The organism is Haloterrigena salifodinae (assembly GCF_003977755.1).
GTDB lineage: Archaea > Halobacteriota > Halobacteria > Halobacteriales > Natrialbaceae > Haloterrigena > Haloterrigena salifodinae.
Genome location: NZ_RQWN01000002.1, coordinates 690041 through 711584, shown reverse-complemented (window position 1 = coordinate 711584; position 21544 = coordinate 690041). Strand labels below are relative to the sequence as shown.

Annotated in this window: 20 protein-coding genes; 14 read left to right on the top strand and 6 right to left on the bottom strand. The window is 64.5% G+C overall.

Going from position 1 to position 21544, the window contains the following annotated elements; all coding sequences use genetic code 11:
• The first annotated feature begins 103 nt into the window (after window positions 1-103).
• Entirely contained in the window at window positions 104-301 is a 198-nt protein-coding gene (locus tag EH209_RS24645; RefSeq protein ID WP_229380181.1) for a hypothetical protein, read from the top strand.
• A 2-nt stretch (window positions 302-303) separates the two neighbouring features.
• On the opposite strand, the gene EH209_RS12140 is transcribed toward EH209_RS24645, so the two are convergent.
• The gene (locus EH209_RS12140; RefSeq protein ID WP_126663141.1) at window positions 304-1704 is read right to left on the bottom strand and encodes an NAD-dependent succinate-semialdehyde dehydrogenase; all 1401 of its coding nucleotides are present in this window, start codon (window positions 1702-1704) and stop codon (window positions 304-306) included.
• A gap of 211 nt (window positions 1705-1915) precedes the next feature.
• On the opposite strand from EH209_RS12140, the gene gdhB reads away from it, so the two are divergent.
• From gdhB to EH209_RS12125, 3 genes are all read left to right on the top strand, one after another.
• Window positions 1916-3190, top strand: coding sequence for a glutamate dehydrogenase GdhB (gdhB, locus tag EH209_RS12135; protein ID WP_126663140.1), 1275 nt, complete (start codon window positions 1916-1918; stop codon window positions 3188-3190).
• Window positions 3191-3379: 189 nt separating this feature from the next.
• The gene (locus EH209_RS12130) at window positions 3380-4036 is read left to right on the top strand and encodes a TlpA family protein disulfide reductase (RefSeq protein ID WP_229380182.1); all 657 of its coding nucleotides are present in this window, start codon (window positions 3380-3382) and stop codon (window positions 4034-4036) included.
• Between the two features lie 138 nt (window positions 4037-4174).
• Window positions 4175-4903: a cytochrome c biogenesis protein CcdA gene (locus tag EH209_RS12125; protein ID WP_126663138.1), complete on the top strand. Its 729-nt coding sequence runs from the start codon at window positions 4175-4177 to the stop codon at window positions 4901-4903.
• 194 nt (window positions 4904-5097) lie between these two features.
• Here EH209_RS12125 and EH209_RS12120 read toward each other — a convergent pair whose 3' ends face one another.
• The gene (locus EH209_RS12120) at window positions 5098-6381 is read right to left on the bottom strand and encodes a Cdc6/Cdc18 family protein (RefSeq protein ID WP_126663137.1); all 1284 of its coding nucleotides are present in this window, start codon (window positions 6379-6381) and stop codon (window positions 5098-5100) included.
• A 978-nt stretch (window positions 6382-7359) separates the two neighbouring features.
• Here EH209_RS12120 and EH209_RS12115 point away from each other — a divergent pair.
• The 4 genes from EH209_RS12115 to EH209_RS12100 all read left to right on the top strand — a co-directional run bounded on the left by EH209_RS12115 (window position 7360) and on the right by EH209_RS12100 (window position 11079).
• A complete protein-coding gene (locus EH209_RS12115) occupies window positions 7360-8226 on the top strand; it encodes an HpcH/HpaI aldolase/citrate lyase family protein (protein WP_126663136.1) in 867 nt (288 codons plus the stop codon).
• 108 nt (window positions 8227-8334) lie between these two features.
• On the top strand, window positions 8335-9591 hold the full coding sequence (locus EH209_RS12110) for a Glu/Leu/Phe/Val family dehydrogenase (RefSeq protein ID WP_126663135.1): 1257 nt from the start codon (window positions 8335-8337) through the stop codon (window positions 9589-9591).
• Between the two features lie 90 nt (window positions 9592-9681).
• The gene (locus EH209_RS12105; protein WP_126663134.1) at window positions 9682-10179 is read left to right on the top strand and encodes a DUF2062 domain-containing protein; all 498 of its coding nucleotides are present in this window, start codon (window positions 9682-9684) and stop codon (window positions 10177-10179) included.
• Window positions 10180-10287: 108 nt separating this feature from the next.
• Complete coding sequence (locus EH209_RS12100; protein WP_126663133.1) at window positions 10288-11079, top strand: DUF6517 family protein; 792 nt, start codon at window positions 10288-10290, stop codon at window positions 11077-11079.
• A 54-nt stretch (window positions 11080-11133) separates the two neighbouring features.
• On the opposite strand, the gene EH209_RS12095 is transcribed toward EH209_RS12100, so the two are convergent.
• On the bottom strand, window positions 11134-12276 hold the full coding sequence (locus EH209_RS12095; protein ID WP_126663132.1) for an acyl-CoA dehydrogenase family protein: 1143 nt from the start codon (window positions 12274-12276) through the stop codon (window positions 11134-11136).
• A 135-nt stretch (window positions 12277-12411) separates the two neighbouring features.
• Window positions 12412-13833 carry a DUF7544 domain-containing protein gene (locus tag EH209_RS12090; RefSeq protein WP_126663131.1) on the bottom strand — a complete coding sequence of 474 codons (1422 nt, stop codon included), beginning with the start codon at window positions 13831-13833 and terminating at the stop codon, window positions 12412-12414.
• A 175-nt stretch (window positions 13834-14008) separates the two neighbouring features.
• Between EH209_RS12090 and EH209_RS12085 the strand changes: the two genes are divergently transcribed.
• From EH209_RS12085 to EH209_RS12065, 6 genes are all read left to right on the top strand, one after another.
• Entirely contained in the window at window positions 14009-14815 is an 807-nt protein-coding gene (locus tag EH209_RS12085; protein ID WP_126663130.1) for an RIO1 family regulatory kinase/ATPase domain-containing protein, read from the top strand.
• A gap of 451 nt (window positions 14816-15266) precedes the next feature.
• Window positions 15267-15458: a hypothetical protein gene (locus EH209_RS24050; protein WP_164722038.1), complete on the top strand. Its 192-nt coding sequence runs from the start codon at window positions 15267-15269 to the stop codon at window positions 15456-15458.
• A gap of 16 nt (window positions 15459-15474) precedes the next feature.
• Entirely contained in the window at window positions 15475-16503 is a 1029-nt protein-coding gene (locus EH209_RS12080; protein ID WP_126663129.1) for a carboxypeptidase regulatory-like domain-containing protein, read from the top strand.
• A gap of 414 nt (window positions 16504-16917) precedes the next feature.
• Window positions 16918-17385, top strand: a complete 468-nt coding sequence (locus EH209_RS12075) for a hypothetical protein (protein ID WP_249038792.1) — start codon at window positions 16918-16920, stop codon at window positions 17383-17385.
• Between the two features lie 22 nt (window positions 17386-17407).
• The gene (locus EH209_RS12070; protein ID WP_126663128.1) at window positions 17408-18109 is read left to right on the top strand and encodes a hypothetical protein; all 702 of its coding nucleotides are present in this window, start codon (window positions 17408-17410) and stop codon (window positions 18107-18109) included.
• Window positions 18106-19278, top strand: coding sequence for an outer membrane protein assembly factor BamB family protein (locus EH209_RS12065; protein ID WP_126663127.1), 1173 nt, complete (start codon window positions 18106-18108; stop codon window positions 19276-19278). Before EH209_RS12070 ends, EH209_RS12065 begins: the two co-directional genes overlap by 4 nt.
• Window positions 19279-19392: 114 nt before the next feature.
• Here the strand turns inward: EH209_RS12065 and glmS are convergent, their stop codons facing one another.
• Both glmS and EH209_RS24045 read right to left on the bottom strand, forming a co-directional pair.
• Window positions 19393-21201, bottom strand: coding sequence for a glutamine--fructose-6-phosphate transaminase (isomerizing) (glmS, locus tag EH209_RS12060; RefSeq protein WP_126663126.1), 1809 nt, complete (start codon window positions 21199-21201; stop codon window positions 19393-19395).
• Window positions 21201-21344 carry a hypothetical protein gene (locus EH209_RS24045; protein ID WP_164722037.1) on the bottom strand — a complete coding sequence of 48 codons (144 nt, stop codon included), beginning with the start codon at window positions 21342-21344 and terminating at the stop codon, window positions 21201-21203. Before EH209_RS24045 ends, glmS begins: the two co-directional genes overlap by 1 nt.
• Window positions 21345-21544 lie beyond the last annotated feature (200 nt).

Below are 21544 nucleotides of genomic sequence, written 5' to 3'. Positions count from 1 at the left end.
AACGGCGGCCGAGCAGCGACGACTCGAGTCGACGGCGAACGGAGACGCGGACGCAGCGAGAACCGGACTGCGACCGAACCGCGACGAGATCAGCACGAAATCGATGCCACTTCCACCGGAGCCGATGTTGCTGTACGTGATCGTCACGTCGGTCGTCTACGGGTTGCTGTGGCGATGGTGGTGGACGACGGTCGAGAACGGCGGCGTCGAACTCAGCTACTCCGAGGACCAACTTTTGGACGCCGAGAACGCGGACGAGCGCCGCGATAGCGACGCCGAGGTCCGATTCCGCGACGAATAGCGTTACTCGACCATCTCTGTTTCCTCTCCCGCGTCGCCTTGCACCCAGATCGTCTTCCGGTTGACGAACTCCCGGATGCCATCGCGGGCGAGTTCGCGACCGTAGCCGGAGTCCTTCACGCCGCCGAAGGGCAAGCGCGGGTCGGACTTGACGAGTTCGTTGACGAACGCCATTCCGGACTCAAACTGCCGGGCGACTCGCTCCCCGCGCTCTAAGTCCTCGGTCCAGACGCTAGCGCCGAGGCCGAAGCGGGTGTCGTTGGCCTTCTCGATCGCGGCCGCCTCGTCGGGGACGCGAAACACCGTCGCGACGGGTCCGAACAGTTCCTCCTGGTCTGCGGGCGCGTTTTCCGGGACGTCAGTGAGGACGGTCGGCGGGTAGAACGCGCCGTCGCGGTCCATCGGCTCGCCACCGAGCCGACACTCGCCGCCCTGGTCGAGCGTCTCCTCGACCTGTTCGTGAAGCTCCTCCGCGAGATCCTCGCGGGCCTGCGGGCCGATATCGGTCTCCTCGTCCATCGGATCGCCGACCGTCTGGGCGTCCATCTCCTCGACGAAGCGCTCGAGGAACTCGTCGTAGACCTCGTCGACGACCACGAACCGCTTGGCCGCGATGCAAGACTGGCCGTTGTTGATGAGGCGGGCCTGCACCGCCGTCTCGACGGTTTTGTCCATGGGCGCGTCCTCGAGGACGACGAAGGGGTCGCTCCCCCCGAGCTCTAAGACATTCTTCTTGAGTTGGCTGCCGGCCGTTTCGGCGACCGATCGGCCTGCGCCGTCGCTGCCGGTGATCGTGACGCCCTCGATCCGGTCGTCTTCGATCACCTCGTCGATCTCGCTCGAGCTAATCAGCAGCGTCGTGAACGCGCCCTCGGGAAAGCCCGCTTCCCGGAACACGTCTTCGATCGCCCGCGCGCAGCCGGGGACGTTCGAGGCGTGTTTCAGGAGCCCGACGTTGCCCGCCGCGAGATTGGGCGCGGCGAAGCGAAACACCTGCCAGAACGGGAAGTTCCAGGGCATGATCGCCAGGATCGGCCCGAGCGGCTCGTAGGAGAGGAGCGTCCGGGCCTCGGGCTCGCTCGCGATGACTTCGTCGTCGAGGTGCTCGGCGGCGTGCTCGGCGTAGTAGTCACAGACCCAGGCGCACTTCTCGACCTCGTCGCGGGCCTGCCCGATGGGCTTGCCCATCTCCTCGGTCATCAACTCGGCGTACTCTTCGCTGTTCTCGCGGAGGATGTCGGCCGCCGCGGACAGCAGTTGCTGGCGGTGCTCGATCGAGGTCTCGCTCCATTCGTCGAAGGTCTCGACCGCGCGCTCGAGGTGGGCCTCCCGATCGCCGCTCGAGGTCTCGTCGAAGGTGCCGACGACCTCGCCCGTCGCCGGATTGGTGCTTTCGATGGACACGCGGATCCAGACCACGACGAGGCGCTTCAAACGTGGGGTGGCGATGGAAGGGACGGAGCGACAACCGCGCCGGTCCGCCGGGAATGGCTCGCTGAACGTACTCGAGGCCGGGAGTCGGCGATCGGTGCCGAAGCAACCGTCGACGAGTGCAGACCCAAGGGTTTTAGCCGAAGTTGAGCAAGACCCAGATCACGGTCCACCCGATTCTACTATGACAGCCGCAGATCCACAGTCGGAATCCGAGCCGGAGAGCGCCGTCGACACAGCCCGTCACCAACTCGAGCGCGCGGCGGCCCACCTTGACGTCGACGAGGGAATCGTCGAACGACTTCGCCACCCGACGAGCGTCCACCGGGTGACGGTCCCCCTCGAGCGCGACGACGGCTCCCGCGAGATGTTCACGGGGTATCGGGCTCACCACGACAGCGTTCGCGGCCCGTACAAGGGCGGCCTGCGCTACCATCCGGAGGTATCCGAGGAGGAGTGCATCGGCCTCTCGATGTGGATGACCTGGAAATGCGCGGTGATGGACCTCCCCTTCGGCGGCGGGAAGGGGGGCATCATCGTCAATCCGAAGGAGCTCAGCAGCGACGAGAAAGAGCGGCTCACCCGCCGCTTCGCGGAGGAGCTGCGGCCGGTGATCGGTCCGATGACGGACATCCCCGCGCCGGACATGGGGACGGATCCGCAGACGATGGCCTGGTTCATGGACGCCTATTCGATGCAACAGGGCGAGACCACGCCCGGCGTCGTCACCGGCAAGCCGCCGATCGTCGGGGGCAGCTACGGCCGCGAGGAGGCGCCGGGCCGCAGCGTCGGGATCATCACGCGCGAGGCCATGAAGTACTACGACTGGGACGTCAAGGAGACGACCGTCGCCGTGCAGGGCTTCGGTAGCGTCGGCGCCAACGCGGCCCGGTATCTCGACGAGCTCGGCGCCTCCGTCGTCGCCGTCTCGGACGTCGACGGCGCCATCTACGACCCCGACGGACTCGACACGACCGACGTCGAGGACCACGACGAGAGTCCGGGCATGGTTTCGGGCTACGACGCGCCCGAGACGCTCACGAACGAGGAACTGCTCGAGTTGGACGTGGACGTGCTCGTCCCCGCCGCGATCGGGAACGTCCTGACCGGCGAGAACGCCCGCGACGTCGAGGCCGACATGATCGTCGAAGGGGCCAATGGGCCGACGACAACCACGGCCGAGCGCATCTTCGAGAAACGTGGAATTCCCGTGATTCCGGACATTATCGCCAACGCCGGCGGCGTCACCGTCTCGTACTTCGAGTGGCTCCAGGACATCAACCGCCGGGCGTGGTCGCTCGAGCGGGTCAACGACGAACTCGAGAGCGAGATGTGTACGGCCTGGGAGGACGTCCGGACGGAGTACGACGCACGGGACGTGACCTGGCGGGACGCGACCTACATCGTCGCCCTCGAGCGAATTGCGAGCGCCCACGAGACCCGCGGGTTCTGGCCGTAGTCGAGTACTGCCTCGAGCGGTCGCGCCCAATCCGTGCGACGCGAGACTTTCGACGGGTGCCGACGGCGGACGAACCGTTGCCCGACGAGCGCGGGTACGTATCGAGGCGCGTACCAGAATTATTGTTAGTCTGCCGCACTAGGGTACGGTAGAATGACGATTGGACGCGATACGATCCCTCGACGAAACATGCTTCGGGTAGTCGGTGCGGGGTCGATCGCCGCCCTCGCGGGATGTGCGGGGACCGACGACGAATCAAACGAGGAGTCCGCGCCGGAGCCGGAAGCGGTCGACGTCAGTGAAGACGCAACCTGGCGGACCGCGTCGCTGACCGACGTGACGAGCGGCGAAGAGTTCCGCGTCGAGGATGCCGAGCGGCCGGTCATCGTCCACACGTTCTCGACGGGCTGTGCCGTCTGTCGGTCTCAAGACCGCGAATTCGATGCTCTCTATCCGAACGCTGACGTCGAGATCGTCGACCTCACGATCTATTCGAACGATGACCCGGAGACGCTCCGGAGCTACGCGAACGAAGAGGGCTACGAGTGGCGGTTCGGAACCGCAACCGACGAGGTCACGAGCGATCTCATCTCGGACTTCGGACGGGAGGTGACCAGCAGCGCGAACTCGCCGGTCATCGTCGTCTGTCCGAGCGACGGCGTATACAGGCTCGAGAAGAAGGTCGACGCCGAACATCTCGAGTCGATCCTCGCAGACGTCTGCGGACCGGCCGACTCGAACGGTTCGGACGATTCGGGCGATACCAGCAACTCGAGCGATGCCGGTAACTCGAGCGACTCGGACGACTCTGGCGACGCAACTGACTCGGACGACTCGAGCGCATAATTGCACGATGAAACGCCTCACTCGAGCGGCCGATTTCGATCGGTCGCTCCGGCACAACGAGTCCCGCAGCGAGTCGCGACGCCCGGCAATCGCTCTTTCATTCCCGACACCGAAGCCGACCGCGAGGGCGCGACCGAGATGACGTCGACGACCGCCGCGCTGCTCGAGTTCTTCCTGATCGGTCTCGCGACGCCGCTGACCGCGACGTGCGTCGTGCCGCTGTATCCGGCCTTCATCGCCTACCTGGCCTCGGCCGGCGAGGGGAGCCGCGACACGCCCGTCGCGGTGCTCGGGGGGCTCGTCGTCGCGGGCGTACTCGCGTTCGTGGCGCTCGTCGGGCTGCTGTGGACCGTCGTCTTCGAAGCCGGCGTTTCGGACGCCGTCGGTTTCGTTTCGCCCGTCGCCTTCGCCGTCCTCGCCGTCGTTGGCGCGGTGTTGATCATCTCGCCGAGCGGATTCGCCCGGCTGCCGACGATCGAACCGCCGCACACGCGGTACCCGACGCTGTCGGCGTTCGGCTACGGCTTCTTCTTCGGGGCGACCGTCCTCCCCTGTAACCCGGGGCTGATCGCGCTGTTTTTCGGGCGATCGACGGTCGCCTTCCCCGCGTTCGACTCGCAACTCGAGGTCATGCTCGGCTTCCTCGCGTTCGGGCTGGGGATCGGCGCTCCGCTGTTGGCGTTCGCCCTCGTCTCCCAGCCCTTCGGCCGGCGCGTCACGCGGACGCTGGCCCGCTACAGCGGTCCGATCAATCGGGTCGTCGGCGCCGTGTTGCTCGTCGTCTCGCTGTACTACCTGCTGTTCGTCTTCAACGTCATTCCCGGAACTGCGGGACTGGAACCGCCGTTCGATCTCTACCTGGGGTGACCGGAACGTTCGCTATCGTTCGCCGTCGATAGACGACGAGCGGTGGGACCCCCACCCCTCGTTCAGAGTGAAAGCCGTCCGAAGCGGGGGCGGGGTGAAGATTGGATGAGGGTGACTGCGTTTCACGCTCGAGTGCTGTCCATTCTCTGTCGGGATGACCAATCGAAAACGAAGGACCCGTGTTGCAACCACCGTCAGTCGAACGAGGAGAGGTCGGTATCGCGGCCGCCGGTCGCTGGTCCGGTCTCGGCGAGTCGGTCGTAGGTCGGGAGCTCCTCGAGCGAGGCGTCGCGGCGGACGGCCTTGACGATGTGTTTCGGATCGGTGACCAACCGGTGGAGGAGGTAACTTCCCTGCGAGCGGCCGCCGCCGGTCTTCTCGGACTCGATCACGCCGAGGAACGCCTGTTCCTTCAGTTGGCGGTAGAGCCCGTTCTCGGTGATCGGGTCGGTCGCGACGAGATCGCAGATGCCGACGTACCGTTCGTAGATCTCGCGGGTCTTGTATGTCTCCCGCTCCCCGGTGATGATGTGACTCGCCAGCGCGTAGAGAGCGAGTTTCGCGTGGACGGTCGCCCCGCTGGTGAGTTCCTCGATCCGGTTGATCTCGGCGACCTCCTGGGCCTGCTTGATGTGGTCCTCCGAGACGATCTCGCTCCCGGTGCGCCGAGCGAGTTCGCCGGCCTCCTTCAGGATCTCGATCGCCTTCCGCGCGTCGCCGTGTTTCTTCGCCGCCAGGGCGGCGCAGAGTTCGATCGTTCCGTCCGCGAGGACGTCGGGCTGGAAGGCGTCCTCGCGGTTGCGCATGATCTCTCGGAGCTGGGAGGCGTCGTAGGGATGGAAGAACAGTTCACGGTGACCGAAGCTGCTGTCGATGCGCTCGTCGAGTGTCTCTCGGTACTTGACCTTGTTACTGATCCCGATGACGCCGATGTAGGCGTCGGTCTTTCGGGCCTCGCGGGCCCGCGAGAGCTGCATCAGAATGTTGCTGTTGTCCAGTTTGTCGATCTCGTCCAAGATGACGACGACCGCGTCGAAGCAGTCCTCGAGGATCGCCCAGATGTGCTGGTAGTACTCCATCGTCCCGACGCCCCGAACCGGAATGTTCTCTCGGTAGTCGGTGCCGTCCTTGAGACTGAGCGCCAACTGGCGCGTCGTCCGCGTCTCCGTGTTCGCCTCCGAGCAGTCGACGTAGAGTACGCCGCAGTCGATACCGTTGCCTTGAGCGGCGTTCCGAGCGCGCGTCGCGACGTGTCGGGAGATGAGGCTCTTGCCGGTTCCTGTCTTCCCGTAAATCATCACGTTGTTCGGCGGATCGCCGCGCGTGATCGCGCCGATCTCGGCGGCGACAGATTCGATCTCGTCGTCCCGCCCGACGATCCGATCCTCGTCGGGGACGTGCCCGACGTGGAGGAGTTCTTTCCGATCGAAGATCGGATCCTGTGATTGAAAAAGCGGGTCCCCTGCCTGATCAGCCATGTCTCCGTGCTCGAAGAGCGACCTAATAAATCTGTGGAAGGTGGTTCAGACTGATAAACCGACTCGAGACGCTCTCAAAGGCAGCGTATCGGTGGGAACCGCTCGAGTGTATCTCGTTCCCGAATCAGACTGAAGGTCGACGGACACTGGCTCCGACTGGGAGACCCGGACCCCTCGTTCAGAGTGAAATGGACATCGCGGACACCCCGGTCGGTCACCTCGTGTCAGTACTCTTCCCGCTCACTGAATTCTGCTGGGCGACCTCATAGATGATCCCAGCAACGGATAATCCCCTCAAACCGGCTTCGTCCGTCCTGATCCCCGAGTACTCTCCAACCTTCTTTCTACTTTCTTTCTAGTAGTCTAGAAAGAGCTAGATATATTAGTATTATATCTTGTGGTAGAAGAAGTAGGAACCTCTATGATAATATTGAAATATTTGAATCGGAATTCCGTGTCAGGAAACCTCATCACACCTCAAGCACGCTCCCTCCCCACCGTCGAGTATAGGGTCCCCCGGTCTCGAACACCGTTTCACTCTGAACGAGGGGAGGGACCCTCAAGTCCGACTCCAGTCTAACTGTCTCTCGGCTCCACGTCTAATCTCTCAGATTATCCCGGATTTTCCCGTTTTAAGACCCTTCTCAGGCCTGAATCTGCCACTGCTATCGGAGTCGAACCAGAGGAACACCCCTCGTTCAGAGTGAAAGTCATCTCTCCCTGTCAGAAACGGGCCGACACTTTCGGGATCGTTTCACTCTGAACGACGGGTCCGTCCGTTACTGGGACAGTCCACCGCCCGTTTCTTGCCCCGTTGCTTCTTTCACTCTGAACCGGGGGTGTCCATCACTCCCATTCGGTGATTCGACCGGTTGCCCCGCGATCTCGAAGCGCGCTCGTTTCGGCAGCGACGACCGTCACCACGAGGCGTGACACCGACACACGTATTCCTATGGGCGTGGCTCGAGGACACAGCGTATGGTCCGCAGAAGCGTTCTGTTCACGCCCGGCGACCGCCCCGAGATGCTTCGCAAGGCTCCCGCCGCCGGAGCGGACGTGATCGTGTTCGACCTCGAGGACGCCGTTGCACCCCAACGAAAGGACGAGGCCCGCGAGTCGGTCCGCGAGGTGCTCACCGATCCCGCGTTCGATCCCGACTGTGAGGTTTGCGTTCGCGTCAATGCGGGCGACTCGGCGCTGGCGGCCGACCTCCAGACCGTTCTCGATCCGGCGGAACCGGACGTCGATCGTCGACTCGATAGCGTCATGGCCCCGAAAGTCGCCTCGGCGGCGGACGTCCGCCACCTCGCGGACGAAATCGCGAAGTACGATCTCACGCTACCCGTCTTCGCGCTGATCGAGAGCGCGGCCGGGGTCCTCGCCGCTCCGGAAATCGCCGCCGCGCGGGCGACCGACGCGCTCGTCTTCGGCGCCGAGGACCTCTCGGCGGATATCGGCGCGACCCGCAGCGCCGAGGGGACGGAAGTGCTCTACGCTCGCGAGCGCGTCGTGATCGCCGCCGCTGCCCACGACTGTACGGCGATCGATACGCTCGTAACCGACTTCGAGGACGAGCGGCGGCTCCGCGAGGACGCCGACCGTTCCGTCCGACTCGGCTACGACGGCAAGCTGGCGATCCATCCGGCTCAGGTCGATCCGATCAACGAGGCTTTCACTCCCAGCGAAGCTGATCGGGAGTGGGCCGAACGCGTCCTCGAGGCCAAACGCGAGGCCGACGCCGAAGGCCATGGGGTCTTCGAAGTCGACGGCGAAATGATCGACGCGCCGCTGATCGCCCAGGCTGAACGAATTCAGGAGCGAGCGGCGGCCGACGACGAGAACTGACTGACCGTTCAAAATACAAGGGGAGACCAATCACCTTGGTGGATAGTCGATCATGAGGTATGGTAGATATTCGCTACGTTTATCCCCCCGTCGTGAAAATCACTGGGTATGACCCAGGGTACCAACCCGTTCGAAAGTCTGCAGTCCCAGATCGACGACGCCGCCGCGTACCTCGACGTCGAGGACGACGTGATCGAGCGGCTCAAACACCCCGAACGCGTGCTCGAGACGAACCTCACCGTGGAGATGGACGACGGGAGCCTCGAGCGGTTCAAAGCCTTCCGCTCGCAGTTCAACGGCGATCGCGGCCCCTACAAGGGCGGCATCCGCTACCACCCGCAGGTCTCCCGCGACGAGGTCAAGGCCCTCTCGGGCTGGATGACCTACAAGACGGCGACCGTCGACATCCCGCTGGGCGGCGGGAAGGGCGGTATCATCATCGATCCCGCCGAGTACTCCGAGAGCGAACTCGAGCGGATCACCCGCGCGTTCGCGAAGGAACTCCGTCCGCTGATCGGCGAAGACCGCGACGTCCCCGCGCCCGACGTCAACACGGGCCAGCGGGAGATGAACTGGATCAAAGACACCTACGAGACTCTGGAGAACACCACCGAACCGGGCGTGATCACGGGCAAGAACCTCGCCAGCGGCGGCAGCGAGGGCCGCGTCGAGGCGACGGGTCGCTCGACCGTCATCGCCGCGCGCGAGGCCTTCGACTACCTCGACAAGGACCTCGAGGGCGCGACCGTCGCCGTCCAGGGCTACGGGAACGCCGGCTGGATCGCCGCCAAACTGATCGACGAGATGGGCGCGACCGTTGTCGCCGCCAGCGACTCTTCGGGCGGCATCTACAACCCCGACGGCTTCGACCCCGTCGCCGCGAAAGATCACAAGAACGAGACCGGCAGCGTCGTCGGCTACGAGGAAAGCGAGGAGGAGATCACCAACGAGGACGTCTTAACGATGGATGTCGACCTCCTGATCCCCGCAGCCCTCGAGAACGCCATCGACGCCGACCTCGCGGAGGACGTGCAAGCGGACGTCATCTCCGAGGCCGCCAACGGGCCGTTGACGCCCGACGCTGACGCCGTCCTCGAGGACAAGGACGTGTTCGTGATCCCGGACATCCTCGCGAACGCCGGCGGGGTCACCGTCTCGTACTTCGAGTGGGTCCAGAACCGACAGCGCTTCTACTGGAGCGAGGAGCGCGTCAACGAGGAGCTCGAAGACCACATCGTCGACGCCTTCGACTCGCTGGTCGAGACCATCGAGGAACACGACATCGCCAACCCCCGCACCGCGACGTACGTGGTCGCGATCCAGCGGGTCGCCGATTCCTTCGAGGAAGCCGGCTCGTTCCCGTAAGCCGTCGATTTTCCGCGGAGCCGAGCCGATGAACAGGCGGTCGCTCTCGGTATCTTTTTGGTCGCCGCTGGTAACCCACACACAGAGCGAATGGTTCGGGAACGGCTCGCCAGGTATCGTGATCGCGCCCGCCAGAAACTCGTTGCCGCGTTCCGCGAGGAGCATACTCCCCATCAGATCGCCGCGAGCTTCGCGATCGGCATCTTCGTGACGGCGCTTCCGACCGGCGGGCTGGGTGTCGGGCTGTTTTTCGTCCTCGTCTCGCTACAGGCCTGGATCAGCAAACCCGCGATTTTCGCCTCCGTCGCTGTTCTCAACCCGGTCGTGAAACCCGTGGTGTACCTCTCGAGTTTTCAGGTCGGAGCCGTCCTGCTGGGATCGGACTCGGTGGGCTCTCGAGACGCGCTGTCCGGCGAGTTGGCGCAGGTGGCGATCCGTCAACTCGTACTCGGAAGCGTCGTGGTCGCCGTCGGATTGGCCGTCGTCGGATACGTACTGCTCCGGTATGTAACACTACTTCACCGCCGTCGATCGGATCGATTCGAGGAGCTAGCCGAATCGGATATATTCGGCAATCTTCGTCGCTGAAACCGCAGTTTTGGGATTCGGAATCGAGAGTTCGAAACACCTTATCGATTCAACAGAATTTCAGAAATTCGATAAATTCATAGGAACGGAACTCCCATTGCTTCGAAGATGAATCGAAGAGCGCTGCTCGGTGGACTCGGTGCCGTCGGACTGGCGAGCCTGTCGGGCTGTCTGGGACTGGTCGGAATGGACAGCCACGAATCGTCGCCGGCCGGCGTCGATCCGGCCGTTCGCGAGGAAACCGGCTACGAACAGACCGCGATCGACGAGGTCGTCGTCGAAAAGGAGGTCGAGGTCAGCGCCTATTCCGAGACGATCACCGTAACGAACTACAAGACCTCCCACGAGAAGTCCGTGGAACTCCCGCCGCTCGGGAGTCGGCGCGCCGCCGTCTTCACCGTGCTCACCTCCCCCCAGATCGGGATCGCGGGCCGGAACTTCAACCCTGTCGAGGACATGTCGACGAACGAACTCGTCGATCTGATCGCGGAGAACTACGACGATATCGGCGACATCTCCCACGAAGAGGACGGCGAGATCACGATCCTCGACGAGACGACGAAGCGATCGAGGTTCAGCGCCGACGCGACGTTCAACGGGCACGACCTCGAGGTCGACATCCACGTCACCGAGGCCGTCGAAGCCGACGACGACCTACTCGTGACCATCGGCGTCTACCCGCAGTACGTTCGGGACCAGGAGATGGACAACGTGTTCTCGCTCATGGAAGCCGTTGACACGGACGCCGAGGAAGAGGAGGATAACGCCGGCGGAAACGAAAGCGACGGCAACGGCGACGCCAACGAATCCGACGACGGGAGTGGCACCGAATCCGAAGAGAGCGACGGCGGCAACGGGAACAACGAGAGCGGTGACGATTTGCTCGAGACCCTCGAGTAACCCGCTTCCGTTCCTCACACCGTCGCACCGTTCCTGACTCCGGCTCGAGGTCGTTCAGAGCCCCAGTTCGCGTCCGATGACGAGGTGTTGGATCTCGCTGGTGCCTTCGCCGATCTCCATCAGTTTCGCGTCGCGGTAGAACCGCTGGGGCGCGAAGTCGGTGGTGTAGCCGTAGCCGCCAAGCACCTGGACGGCGTCCTCGGCGACCTCGCGGGCGGCTTCGCTGGCGTCGAGTTTCGCGAGCGCGGACTCGCGGGTAACGGGTTCGCCCTTGTCGTAGGTGCGGGCCGCGCGGTGCGTGAGCAGGCGCGCGCGCTCGGTCTTGCGGTGCATGTCGACGATCTTGTCGCGGACGGCGTCGAACTCGCAGATCGGCTGGCCGAACTGCTCGCGCTCTTTGCTGTACTCCTTGGCGTGTTCGTAGGCGCCCCGAGCCAGTCCCGTCGAGAGCGCGGCGATCGAGATGCGGCCGCCGTCGAGCGTTTTCTTGGTCTGGGTCCACCCCTCTCCCACCTCACCCAGTAGTCGATCTTCGGGAAGCCGGACGTTCTCGAGGCGAATTTCGCAGGTCGGCGAGGCGTTTAGTCCCATCTTCTCCCAGATGGTCGTCACCTCGAAGCCGTCGTCCTCGCGGGGGTCGACGATGAACGTCGAAATCCCGTCGTAGCCGGCGTCAGGGTCGGTGACGGCCTTGACGAGAATCGAGCCCGCCTCGCTGGCGTTCGTGATGAACTGCTTGGTCCCGTTCAGGACCCACTCGTCGCCGTCGCGCTCTGCGGTCGTGTCCATGTCCGAGGCGTCGGAACCGCTGTCGGGTTCGGTCAGCGCCCAGCCACCGAGGTGCTCGCCCTCCGCTAGGGGCCGCAGCCAGCGTTCCTGCTGCGCCCGCGTGCCGAACTGCTCGATGGGCTTCGAGGCCAACGACGTGTGGGCGACGTAGGAGAGTCCGATCGAGCCCGAGACGCGACCGAGCTCCTCAGCGACCAGCGCGTACATGAGCGTGTCGCCGCCGAGGCCGCCGTACTCCTCGTCGACGGGAACGCCCATCATATCGAGGTCCGCGAGCTGGTCGAAGATCTCAGCGGGGAACCGGTGTTCGTCCTCGATCTCCTGGGCGATCGGCTCGATTTCGGTCTCGCAGAAGTCCCTGACGGTCTCCCGGACCATCCGGTGTTCGTCGGGTAGCTCCGTGTCCATACGCAACACTTGCCGGGATGAAGAATAAACGCACCGCCGGAGTACGGAGAGTGTGACGAGCGGCCCGTAGACTCGAGGCGGGCGAGCGAATCGAGACGACCGAACGACTGTCGACGCGCGGACTCGAGCGCTGCGCTACCAGGTTCGATCGTCCTCGTCGCCGGTATCGTCCGCTCCGTTCGTCTCGTTCTCCGAGTCGGACTCCGTCGGCTCGTCCCAGGGCGTCGTCTCGCCGGACTCGACTGGACGATCCCACGGATCGTCACTATCGGTTCCGGCTTCGTCGTCCCATTGATCGGTGCTACTCGAGTCGGCCGTCTCGTCCCACGGATCGCTCTCGCGGTCGGAGTCCGACGCCTCGCCCCACGGGTCGTGATCGGGACCGGAGTCGGAATCAACACCGTCGGAATCGTCCCACGAGTCGGCGCCGTCGGTGTCGGTCCAGGGATCCGTTTCTGCCCACGGATCGCCGTTATCCATCGCTCGCTCGTCGCTCGAGGACCGATCGGCGCGCCGCGACGGGTCGTCGGCGGCTCCGGTCCAGTGGTCGTCCCGACCGACTGCGGCGGTGTCAGTTCCTCGAACCGCGGCCCGCTGTTCGGGGACGAGATCGAGGGCGTCGTCCGTATCGCCGAGCAACAGGAGGTCGTAGTACCGGAAGAACGTCGCGATCGGCGTCCAGATCAACCCCATAAACAGCAGGACAGCCGCGAGCGAGAGCGGACCGACGACGACGAACACCAGCAGCCCGATCGGGCCGAGGAGGACCAGTACGAACGTCACGATCACGATGGGGATCAGGAGCAGGAAGAGACCGATACCGACGACGATCCAGGCGCTGATCAGGACCGCGATGTAGAGGAACCAGAACAACACCAGGTAGAGCGCGTATTCGGTCCAGTCGGTCGTTAGCGTTGCCCAAAATCGGCTCCAGGCGCCGATGACGCCCCGATCCTCGAGGAGCATGATCGGCGCGACAAACGCGTCGGTAAAGCGGCGCACGACCGAATAGCAGAGGTACAGCGTGAAGCCGTAGATCGAGTACAGCCCAAACAGCCCCGGCGAGAGGTCGGCGGGGCTGCCGCCGCCGGCGACAACGAAGTAAGCGGGTGCCGCACCGAGCCCGCTGGCGACGAGCAAGAGTCCGAGACGAAAGCAGAACAGGCGGCTCCCCTTCCCGGCGTTCGCGGCGAAATACTGCCGCACGCGGACCTCGCTCGAGCGCAACGACTCGAGGAACACGAACTCCATGATGGCGGCGACGAACGCGTAACACAGCCACGCGAACAGCGCGAGTCCGACGAGGGCGAGCCCGATCGCGGCGACTTCGTCGGTCGGCACCGCGCCGTCGAGGTTTTCGATCTGCCACCCTCCGCTCGTCGGATCGCCGGAGACCGACAATGCGTCGCTCCCTGGCACCGACGTGCTGAGCCCAAACCCGAGCGAACTCACGAAGACGACGACGAACGCGAGCTTGACCCACGTACCCAGGCGTATCGGCGTCAGGAAGTTCCGACTGGCCTCGATCGCGTCGCCGAGGTCGTCGATCGCGTCCATATGTACCCTGTCGTTCAGTTGCGCTGTTGATAACAATACTGCTCTCCGGTCCGAGCGGGTCGCATCGGCGACTGTTCGCCCCGCCAGCCGCCGACTCTGGTGTCATTCACCGCCGATACGTCGCTCCGGAAACAGTTCGGGACGCATTTAACCTCGAAGCTCCCACATGCGAGGTATGGACATCCGCCGGCTCGCCCGAGGGACCGTCGAGTGGGATCGCCTCGAGCGCGTGGTCCGGACGCTGGCGGATCGCTACGACCGCGAGGCGGTCCGCGTGGAGTTTCTGGAGGCCGACAACTGGCTGTCGACCCCCTGCGTCATCGACGACGAGTGGTTCGTCAAGATTGTCTCCCGGCAGAATGCGCTGGTTCACGCGCTGTTGACGGCCGGGCGCAACGTCGGCGCGGTGTCGGCGGGTACTGACGGCTTCTTCGGCCGATTCGATACGCCCCGCGCGATGGTCGAACACGAGTACGAGGCGACCGAGCGCATGCGCGAGATCGGCATCAACGCGCCCCGGCCGATCGACGCCTTCGAGGTCAACGGACTCGGCGTGCTCGCCCTCGAGTATCTCCCCGAGTTTCGCTCGCTCGACGATGCGCCCGACTGGCTGGTCGCCGAGCGCGCGCCGGAACTGTTCGAGATCCTGGCCACGCTGCGCGACCACGGGATGGCCCACGGCGACTTGCGCGCGGAGAACATCCTGCTGTGCGACGGCGAGTTCTACTTCATCGACGCCACCAACGTCCACGACGACCGCGTCGCCGAGACCACCGCCTACGATCTGGCCTGCGCGCTGGCGGTCCTCGAGCCCCGAATCGGCGCCCCCGACGCCGTCGGTGCGGCCGCGTCGGTCTACGAGCCCGAGGAGTTGCTCGCGGCGCGACGGTTTCTGGATTTCGTTCGGCTGCGTCCCGACCACGAGTTCGACGCCAACCGCGTGCGACTCGAGCTCGAGCAGGCGGCGGAACTGCGCCGGTAGTGGCCCGCCTCGACCGTTCTGTCCGGAGACGTGTAACCACAGTTGGTACGGACGAAACGGCCGATTTCAGCCGCGAAAACGGATTATCGGCCGTATTGGAAAACCCCGTGACCGCCTGTTTTCGATCGAGATGACGAAGGGGTCCGCGAGACGCTGCGCGATCGCGACGCTCCGCCCGGAGCGGAGTCGGCGATCCGCGGACGCGGTTCCGGGTGACGCGGATCGTATTTCGCGTCCGTTTCGTTCAGTTCGGTCGCGACGCGCGGTCCTCGTCAGCGCTCGCCGAGATCGATAGCGCGACAGGACGGTTATCGAGGAACTCGAGCGCGCTCCAATACGGATGAGGGAGTGAATTTATCGCCGTAGTTATAGCTATCACAACAGTTTAGCGGAGCGATAGCCGTCCTTAACAGAGCCATAGTGAACCGTTGGTGTCCTAAACGGGCACGTAATGCACCCCGCTGGTCCCGTCACCGGGCTCCGGCCGCCGCGGTCGGACTCGGACCAGACGCCGGAGTGGTATTCGCCGGAGCGAGCCGCAGAGACAGTGCTGGCGACCGATCGGACGCGACCGTTCGGTTCGCCGATCAGCGACCGGTCGCCGTCGCCGGCGTCGGGAACAGGGACGACGAGGAACGCCTAACGCCACCGCGTCAACTATGAGAGGAAACACCTCAAATCGGCAAACGGAGGATCAAACGACGCAGAAAACCGTCCAGATCCTGCTCACCGTCTGTGGTATCGTGTTACTGGCCCTCGGGCTGGTACTCGCCGCGAGCGGAACGTCCATCAACAGCGCGATCGGGTCGGTCTCCGACGAGTTAGGCGGTTCCGGCGGCTCCGACGACACGGGTTCCGCTGTGAGCGACGATTCTAACACCTCCGCCGGCGGGAACGAAACAAAAGCCGGCGACTCGAACAGCACCGATGAAACCGGCGGTTCCGACGAAACCGGTACCGACAGCGGTGACTCCACCGGGAACGACGGCGGCGACGGCGACAACGCTGACGACGCCGACGACGGAGCGGCCGATAGCGACGACGGGTCCGACGCGAACGATGACGGTAGCGGGAGCGATACGGGCGGCGGCGACGAGACCCACACGTTGACGACGACCGTCGTGGACGCCAACGGCACACCGGTCGACGGCGCGACCGTTACCGTCGCTCCCGAAAGCGGTTCGAACGAAACGCAAACCGTCGACGCCACTGGCGATGCCGAGTTCGACCTCGAGGACGGCGAGTACGAGGTGACCGCCAACGCAAACGGCTACGAGCCGGCCACCGACTCGGTCACGATCGACGGCAACGACAAGACGACCACGTTGACCCTCGAGTCGACGGATGACGGCTCGAACGATAGCAACGGAGGCGGCCAGAACAACGACAACAACAGCGACGGGGGCAACGCGAGCGATTCCAACGGCATGCAGACCTTGACGGTCGTCGTCCAGGACGACGAGGGCGGCGCTGTCAACAACGCAACCGTCACCGTCGAAGAAGACGGGTTTTTCTCCAGCGAGACGGTGGGTGAACAAGACGTCGACGCCACCGGTAAGGCCGAGTTCGACCTCGAGGACGGTGAGTACGAGGTGACCGCTAACGCGAACGGCTACGAGCCGGCCACTGACCCGGTCACGATCAACGGCAACGACAAAACGATTACGCTGACCCTCGAAGAGGACTGACAGCGACCTCGCGCCTCGAGTAGTCGTCCGAGAGTCACCGAAATGACTCGAACGGCGATCATCCGCTACGGAACACGGGTCTCGCGTCTCTCACTGCAGTCCGTCGACGGACTAATTACGGCCGACCGTGGCAGCCCCGGCGCGCTCTATCACTGTTCTCGCTGCGGCCGAATCGACGATCGTTCGGCTGCTCGTACGGCTTGATTCGACGAGGCGACGCGCTATCGAGTTTCGAAGGGGCGCCTCGAACGGATCGAGCGGGGCCGAGACCCTCTCTGTCGGTCGGTATCGCCAAAAGACAACGCCGTTCCACCGAATTAATTTCTGGACAAATGTGTAATAATTGTGCTTTTGAGGCCTGATACTGTCTATCATCGACACCTATATGTAATTTAGGATGACTCTCAGCCTATCGTGATCACACGAACGCTGGAGCGACCGCCCGAAGAAGCTCGCATGCTGGTCAAGGGTGCGCTCGAACTCGTCGACGACGTCGAAGCCTATTACGACACCGGCCGCGGCGTGATCACTGCAAAGACCGGGTTCCGGTTCGGCTTCATCGTCTCGAGTTACGGCGAATCGCTCACGATCGATCTCCGGTCTGTCCGCGAGAGCGTGACGGAGATCACCGTTACCGGCGAGAAGAACGTCGCTGTCAACGTCGGTGCGAACCCGGAGAAGTACGTACTGGAGTTCGTTCGCACGCTCGATACGCTCGTCGACTATCCGATGGAAGACGTGATCGCTCTGTTGGACAAGCGAACGAGCGACCACAGCAAGGAGGTCATGTCGCTGACTGATCACCGCGACGGCTCGGCTGTTCTCGCGATGGTCGTGCTGGCGATTTTCCTGCTATTCGTTCTCTCAATCGTCGCCATCTAACGGCGCTTCCGAACCCACTACCATGGCACTCAAGTTCATCGGCGGATGCGGTATCGTACTGGGACTCCTGTTACTGCTGGCCGCGTTCGCGCAGCCGGCGACCGTTACGGAAACGAGCACGACGTGCGTCGACACGACGTACTACGGACAGGACTGCTCGACGGTCGAATACGAACGCCCCAATCAAACGCGGTCGCAGCTGTTTGGCGGCGGCACGTTCTTCCTGGTTTCGGGACTGACCACGTACGGCATCGGTGCCGCCCGGAGCGGGAACTCGCTGCAATCGACGGAGCCGTCGCCGCCGAGATCGTCGAACGTGGGCACCGACGTAACGGACGACCGAAGGACCGACGCGATGACTCTGCGCGAGCAACTGGACGCGAAGACGAACCCGGAACGGACGGCGGACACCGACCCGTCGGTCCGAACCGACTCGGTCGACACCGTCGGCGAGACGACCCTACCGACAGCGGGACCGAGTGCCGAGTCGACCCGCTCGGCGAGCGGCCGAGATCTTTCGGCGTTCCTGAAACCGATCGCGAGCGGACTCGCGGCTGCCTTCGTGCTGACCTGGCTCCTCAGCGGCGCGTTCGTCGTCGAGAGCCCCGTCGGACGAGCGGTCGTCTTCGCGATCTGTTCGCTTCCCGGAATCGGACTCTACACCCGGTACTCGTCCGATGAGTCTGCGGTCGCGACTCCCACGACGGAGGGATCGGACCGATGAACCGCCGCACGTTCCTCGCGCGGGCGGCCGCCGGCGTCGGTGTGAGCGCCGCCGTCGGACTGACGCCGCTCAACCCGCTCGCTCCCGACTCGAGGCGCGAAGCGTCCGCGGAAACGACGACGCCAACGTCGTCGGAGGAATCGACCGAAACGGAGCAACCGTCACACTACCTGTGGACCGGCGACGTCTTCGGCGGCGTCTCCGGACTCGTCACCGATACGACCGGCGACGAACTCTACGTCTCGCGCGGTACCACGGTGGAGCGGATCGACGCCGGGTCGGGCGAGGTCGAGTGGGACGTCGAGTCCGAGCAGTCGATCGAGGAACCGGTCGCCGTGGGCGACGAGACCGTCTTCGCGGTCGGCCGACACGGGCGATTGGTCGCGGCCGGTCGAGACGGTGGCGACCGTCTCTGGTTCGAGGACACGAACGCGTTCTCGCCGGCGCGCCCGATAGTGGACGACGAGACCGTGGTCGTCGCCGGACAGTACGTGTCCGCCTACGAGATCGACTCCGGTGAGCGGCAGTGGTCGTCGTCCGATCGATTCACGTCACCGCGGACCCTCCGATCCGGCCGACACCTCTACGTCGGGGACCACCGGAACACGGCGAAACTGGACATCCGCGACGGCTCGACGGTCTGGCAGTTCGACAACGGCGACCGTGTCGGCGGGCCGTCGTTCAACTTCGTCCTCGATTCCCAACGGGACCTCCTGTTCGGAACGAACAGTGGTACGCTCTACGCCGTTGACGCGAACGCCGGGAGCCTGGAGTGGACCGCCGAGGATCCCGGAACGTTCCGGTCGCTGGCCGCGACCGACGACGGTCTGGTTTACTGTCTCGAAACGGACGCCGGGAACTCGCAGTTCGGTGTAATCGATCTCGACGACCGGGAGATCCTGTGGGAGAAGATCGCTTCGCTCGACTTCGAGGGGTGGGAGTACGGCCGCGCCACCACCGATCTCACCGTCTACGGCGGATCGATCCTCGTCGGTACCTCGTCCGGACACCTCGCGACGATCGATCCGGGCGCCGGTCGCTTCCGCGCCGCGACGACCGCCCACGATGACGGGATCGACCGGCTGTCCGTCGACGGCGACCGCGCGTATCTGACCAGTAGTCGCGTCCTCCGAGGGATCGATCTCGGCGAAACTGCGCTCGTCCGGTGAGTACGGGTTCGTCTCCTCGTCCGTTACATCGATACCGAAGCGGAAGCCGGCGGCTTTCGTTGTAATCAGTTGGGACGTCGCTCGAGAAAAGGCGTTAGTTGGCGGTGGGTGGGGTCATTCGACCGTCACGCTCTTCGCAAGGTTTCGCGGCTTGTCGATCGGTCGCTCGAGCAGGGCGGCGGCGTGGTAGGAGACCAGTTGCAACTGGACGTTCGCGAGCAGCCCGGCCCAGACGGGGTGGGTGTCGGGGATCGACAGCTGCCAGTCGGCGGCGTCGGCGAGCGGATGGTCGTCCGGCGCCACCGCAATGATCGGCGCGCCGCGCGTCCGGGCCTCGATCGCGTTCGTCTTCGTCTTCTTGTCGTCGCCGCCGGTCGCGACCGCGAACAGGGGCGTCTCCGGCGTCACGAGCGCCAGCGGCCCGTGTTTGAGCTCGCCCGAGGCGAACCCCTCGGCGTGCTCGTAGGTGATCTCCTTGAACTTCAGCGCGCCTTCGAGAGCGACCGAGTGACCCAGGCCGTTGCCGATGAAGAAGTACGAGTCGCTGTCGAAGTACTCTCGGGCGAGGGACTCGGCGTTTGTGGTCTCGAGGACGGTTTCGACGTGTTCGGGGAGATCTGCGAGCGATTCGAGCATCGCCTCGCGGTCCTCGACCGGCGTCGCGGTCGGCACGTCGGCGGCGATGCGCTGAGTGAGCAACGCGAGCGTCACCGCCTGCGAGGAGAACGTCTTCGTCGCGGCGACGCCGACCTCCGGCCCGGCCCGGATGTAGATCGCGTCGTCGGTCTCGCGGGCGGCCGTCGAGCCGACGACGTTGGTGACGGCCAGCGAACGAGCGCCACGGTCAGTCGCCTTGCGGACCGCATCGAGCGTGTCCGCGGTCTCGCCGCTCTGGGTGACCGCGACGACGAGCGTGTTCTCGTCGACCGGACCGGCCGTCTGGTCGTACTCGCTCGCGCGGAGCACGTCGGCCCGGACGCCGGCCGAGCGCAGCAGCTGGCTCCCGTACATCGCCGCGTGATAGGAGGTGCCGCAGGCGACGAACTGGACGGTCTCGATGTCCGCGAACGTCCCCGCCGGCAGGTCCTCGAACGCGACGTTGCCGTCTTCGACGCGGCCCTCGATCGTGTTCGAGAGGGCCGTCGGCTGCGTGTCGATCTCTTTGGCCATGTAGTGATCGTACTCGCCTTTCCCCGCGTCCTCCGGGTCCCAGTCGACGGTGTCGACCGACCGCTCGATCGGCGACCCCGCGACATCGGTGATCCGGTAGTCGTCGGGTTCGAGGACGACCAGGTCGCCGTCCTCGAGGTAGATTACCTCGTCGGTGTGCTCGAGGAACGCCGGGACGTCGCTGGCGAGGTACCACTCCTCGTCGTCGAGACCGAGAACGAGCGGCGACCCCTCCCGCGCCGCGTAGACGCGCTCCTCGCCGTCGACGATCGCGGCGATCGCGTAGCTCCCCTCGAGCGTTTCGACTGCCTCGCGAACCGCCCGCTCGGTGTCGCCGAACTGCTCGCGGTAGTCGTCGATCAGGTGGGGGATGACCTCCGTGTCGGTGTCGCTGTCGAACTCGTGGCCCCGCGCCTGGAGCTCCGCCCGGAGTTCGTCGTAGTTATCGATGACGCCGTTGTGGACGACGGCGACGTCGCCCGCCGTGTCCGTGTGCGGATGGGCGTTCTCGTCGGTCGGCGGGCCGTGGGTACTCCAGCGCGTGTGGCCGATTCCCATGTTCCCGTGGAGGCTCTGCTCGAGCGACGACTTGAGTTCGTCGACCTCTCCCGAACACTTGCGAACCTTAACACCGGAGCCGTTCTGGACGGCGATCCCCGCCGAGTCGTAGCCCCGGTACTCGAGGTTCTCGAGACCCGACAGCAGGGTCTCGGTCGCGTCGCCGTGGCCGATGCGGGCGATGATCCCGCACATCAGCCGTTCACCTCCGCTCGAGCGGGCGTCTGACGACGCGTCCTTCGGCCGGCCAGCCGTCGAAGCGCGAACCGGGCCGTCGGTCGGGCGGTCGTCGTGACGCGATTCGAGCCAGCAGTCTGGAGGGTCGGAGTGCGTGTCATTGTTTCCTAACACCCAGGTCCGTCCGTACCGCCGGCGGACCGGGTCACTACTTGCTTCAACGTTCGTACGGCCCATTACTATACCACGAATAAGATACCGCTTATCGGTTGTATATGGCTGAAATCCGTTTCAGCTGTTGAAATCGTCGCTGAAATGAGTTAAAATGTCGCCCAAATTCCCGCATTCGTTCGATTCTTTG

Bases quoted from the DNA above. Each gene is read 5' to 3' on its own strand.
- EH209_RS24645 (WP_229380181.1), top strand. From the start codon at position 104: ATGCCACTTCCACCGGAGCCGATGTTGCTGTACGTGATCGTCACGTCG.
- EH209_RS12070 (WP_126663128.1), top strand. From the start codon at position 17,408: ATGGCACTCAAGTTCATCGGCGGATGCGGTATCGTACTGGGACTCCTG.
- gdhB (WP_126663140.1), top strand. From the start codon at position 1,916: ATGACAGCCGCAGATCCACAGTCGGAATCCGAGCCGGAGAGCGCCGTC.
- EH209_RS12085 (WP_126663130.1), top strand. From the start codon at position 14,009: ATGGACATCCGCCGGCTCGCCCGAGGGACCGTCGAGTGGGATCGCCTC.
- EH209_RS12080 (WP_126663129.1), top strand. From the start codon at position 15,475: ATGAGAGGAAACACCTCAAATCGGCAAACGGAGGATCAAACGACGCAG.
- EH209_RS12125 (WP_126663138.1), top strand. From the start codon at position 4,175: ATGACGTCGACGACCGCCGCGCTGCTCGAGTTCTTCCTGATCGGTCTC.
- EH209_RS24050 (WP_164722038.1), top strand. From the start codon at position 15,267: ATGCACCCCGCTGGTCCCGTCACCGGGCTCCGGCCGCCGCGGTCGGAC.
- EH209_RS12090 (WP_126663131.1), bottom strand. From the start codon at position 13,833: ATGGACGCGATCGACGACCTCGGCGACGCGATCGAGGCCAGTCGGAAC.
- EH209_RS12130 (WP_229380182.1), top strand. From the start codon at position 3,380: ATGCTTCGGGTAGTCGGTGCGGGGTCGATCGCCGCCCTCGCGGGATGT.
- EH209_RS12095 (WP_126663132.1), bottom strand. From the start codon at position 12,276: ATGGACACGGAGCTACCCGACGAACACCGGATGGTCCGGGAGACCGTC.
- EH209_RS12100 (WP_126663133.1), top strand. From the start codon at position 10,288: ATGAATCGAAGAGCGCTGCTCGGTGGACTCGGTGCCGTCGGACTGGCG.
- EH209_RS12120 (WP_126663137.1), bottom strand. From the start codon at position 6,381: ATGGCTGATCAGGCAGGGGACCCGCTTTTTCAATCACAGGATCCGATC.
- EH209_RS12105 (WP_126663134.1), top strand. From the start codon at position 9,682: ATGGTTCGGGAACGGCTCGCCAGGTATCGTGATCGCGCCCGCCAGAAA.
- EH209_RS12110 (WP_126663135.1), top strand. From the start codon at position 8,335: ATGACCCAGGGTACCAACCCGTTCGAAAGTCTGCAGTCCCAGATCGAC.
- EH209_RS12115 (WP_126663136.1), top strand. From the start codon at position 7,360: ATGGTCCGCAGAAGCGTTCTGTTCACGCCCGGCGACCGCCCCGAGATG.
- EH209_RS24045 (WP_164722037.1), bottom strand. From the start codon at position 21,344: ATGACACGCACTCCGACCCTCCAGACTGCTGGCTCGAATCGCGTCACG.
- glmS (WP_126663126.1), bottom strand. From the start codon at position 21,201: ATGTGCGGGATCATCGCCCGCATCGGCCACGGCGACGCGACCGAGACC.
- EH209_RS12065 (WP_126663127.1), top strand. From the start codon at position 18,106: ATGAACCGCCGCACGTTCCTCGCGCGGGCGGCCGCCGGCGTCGGTGTG.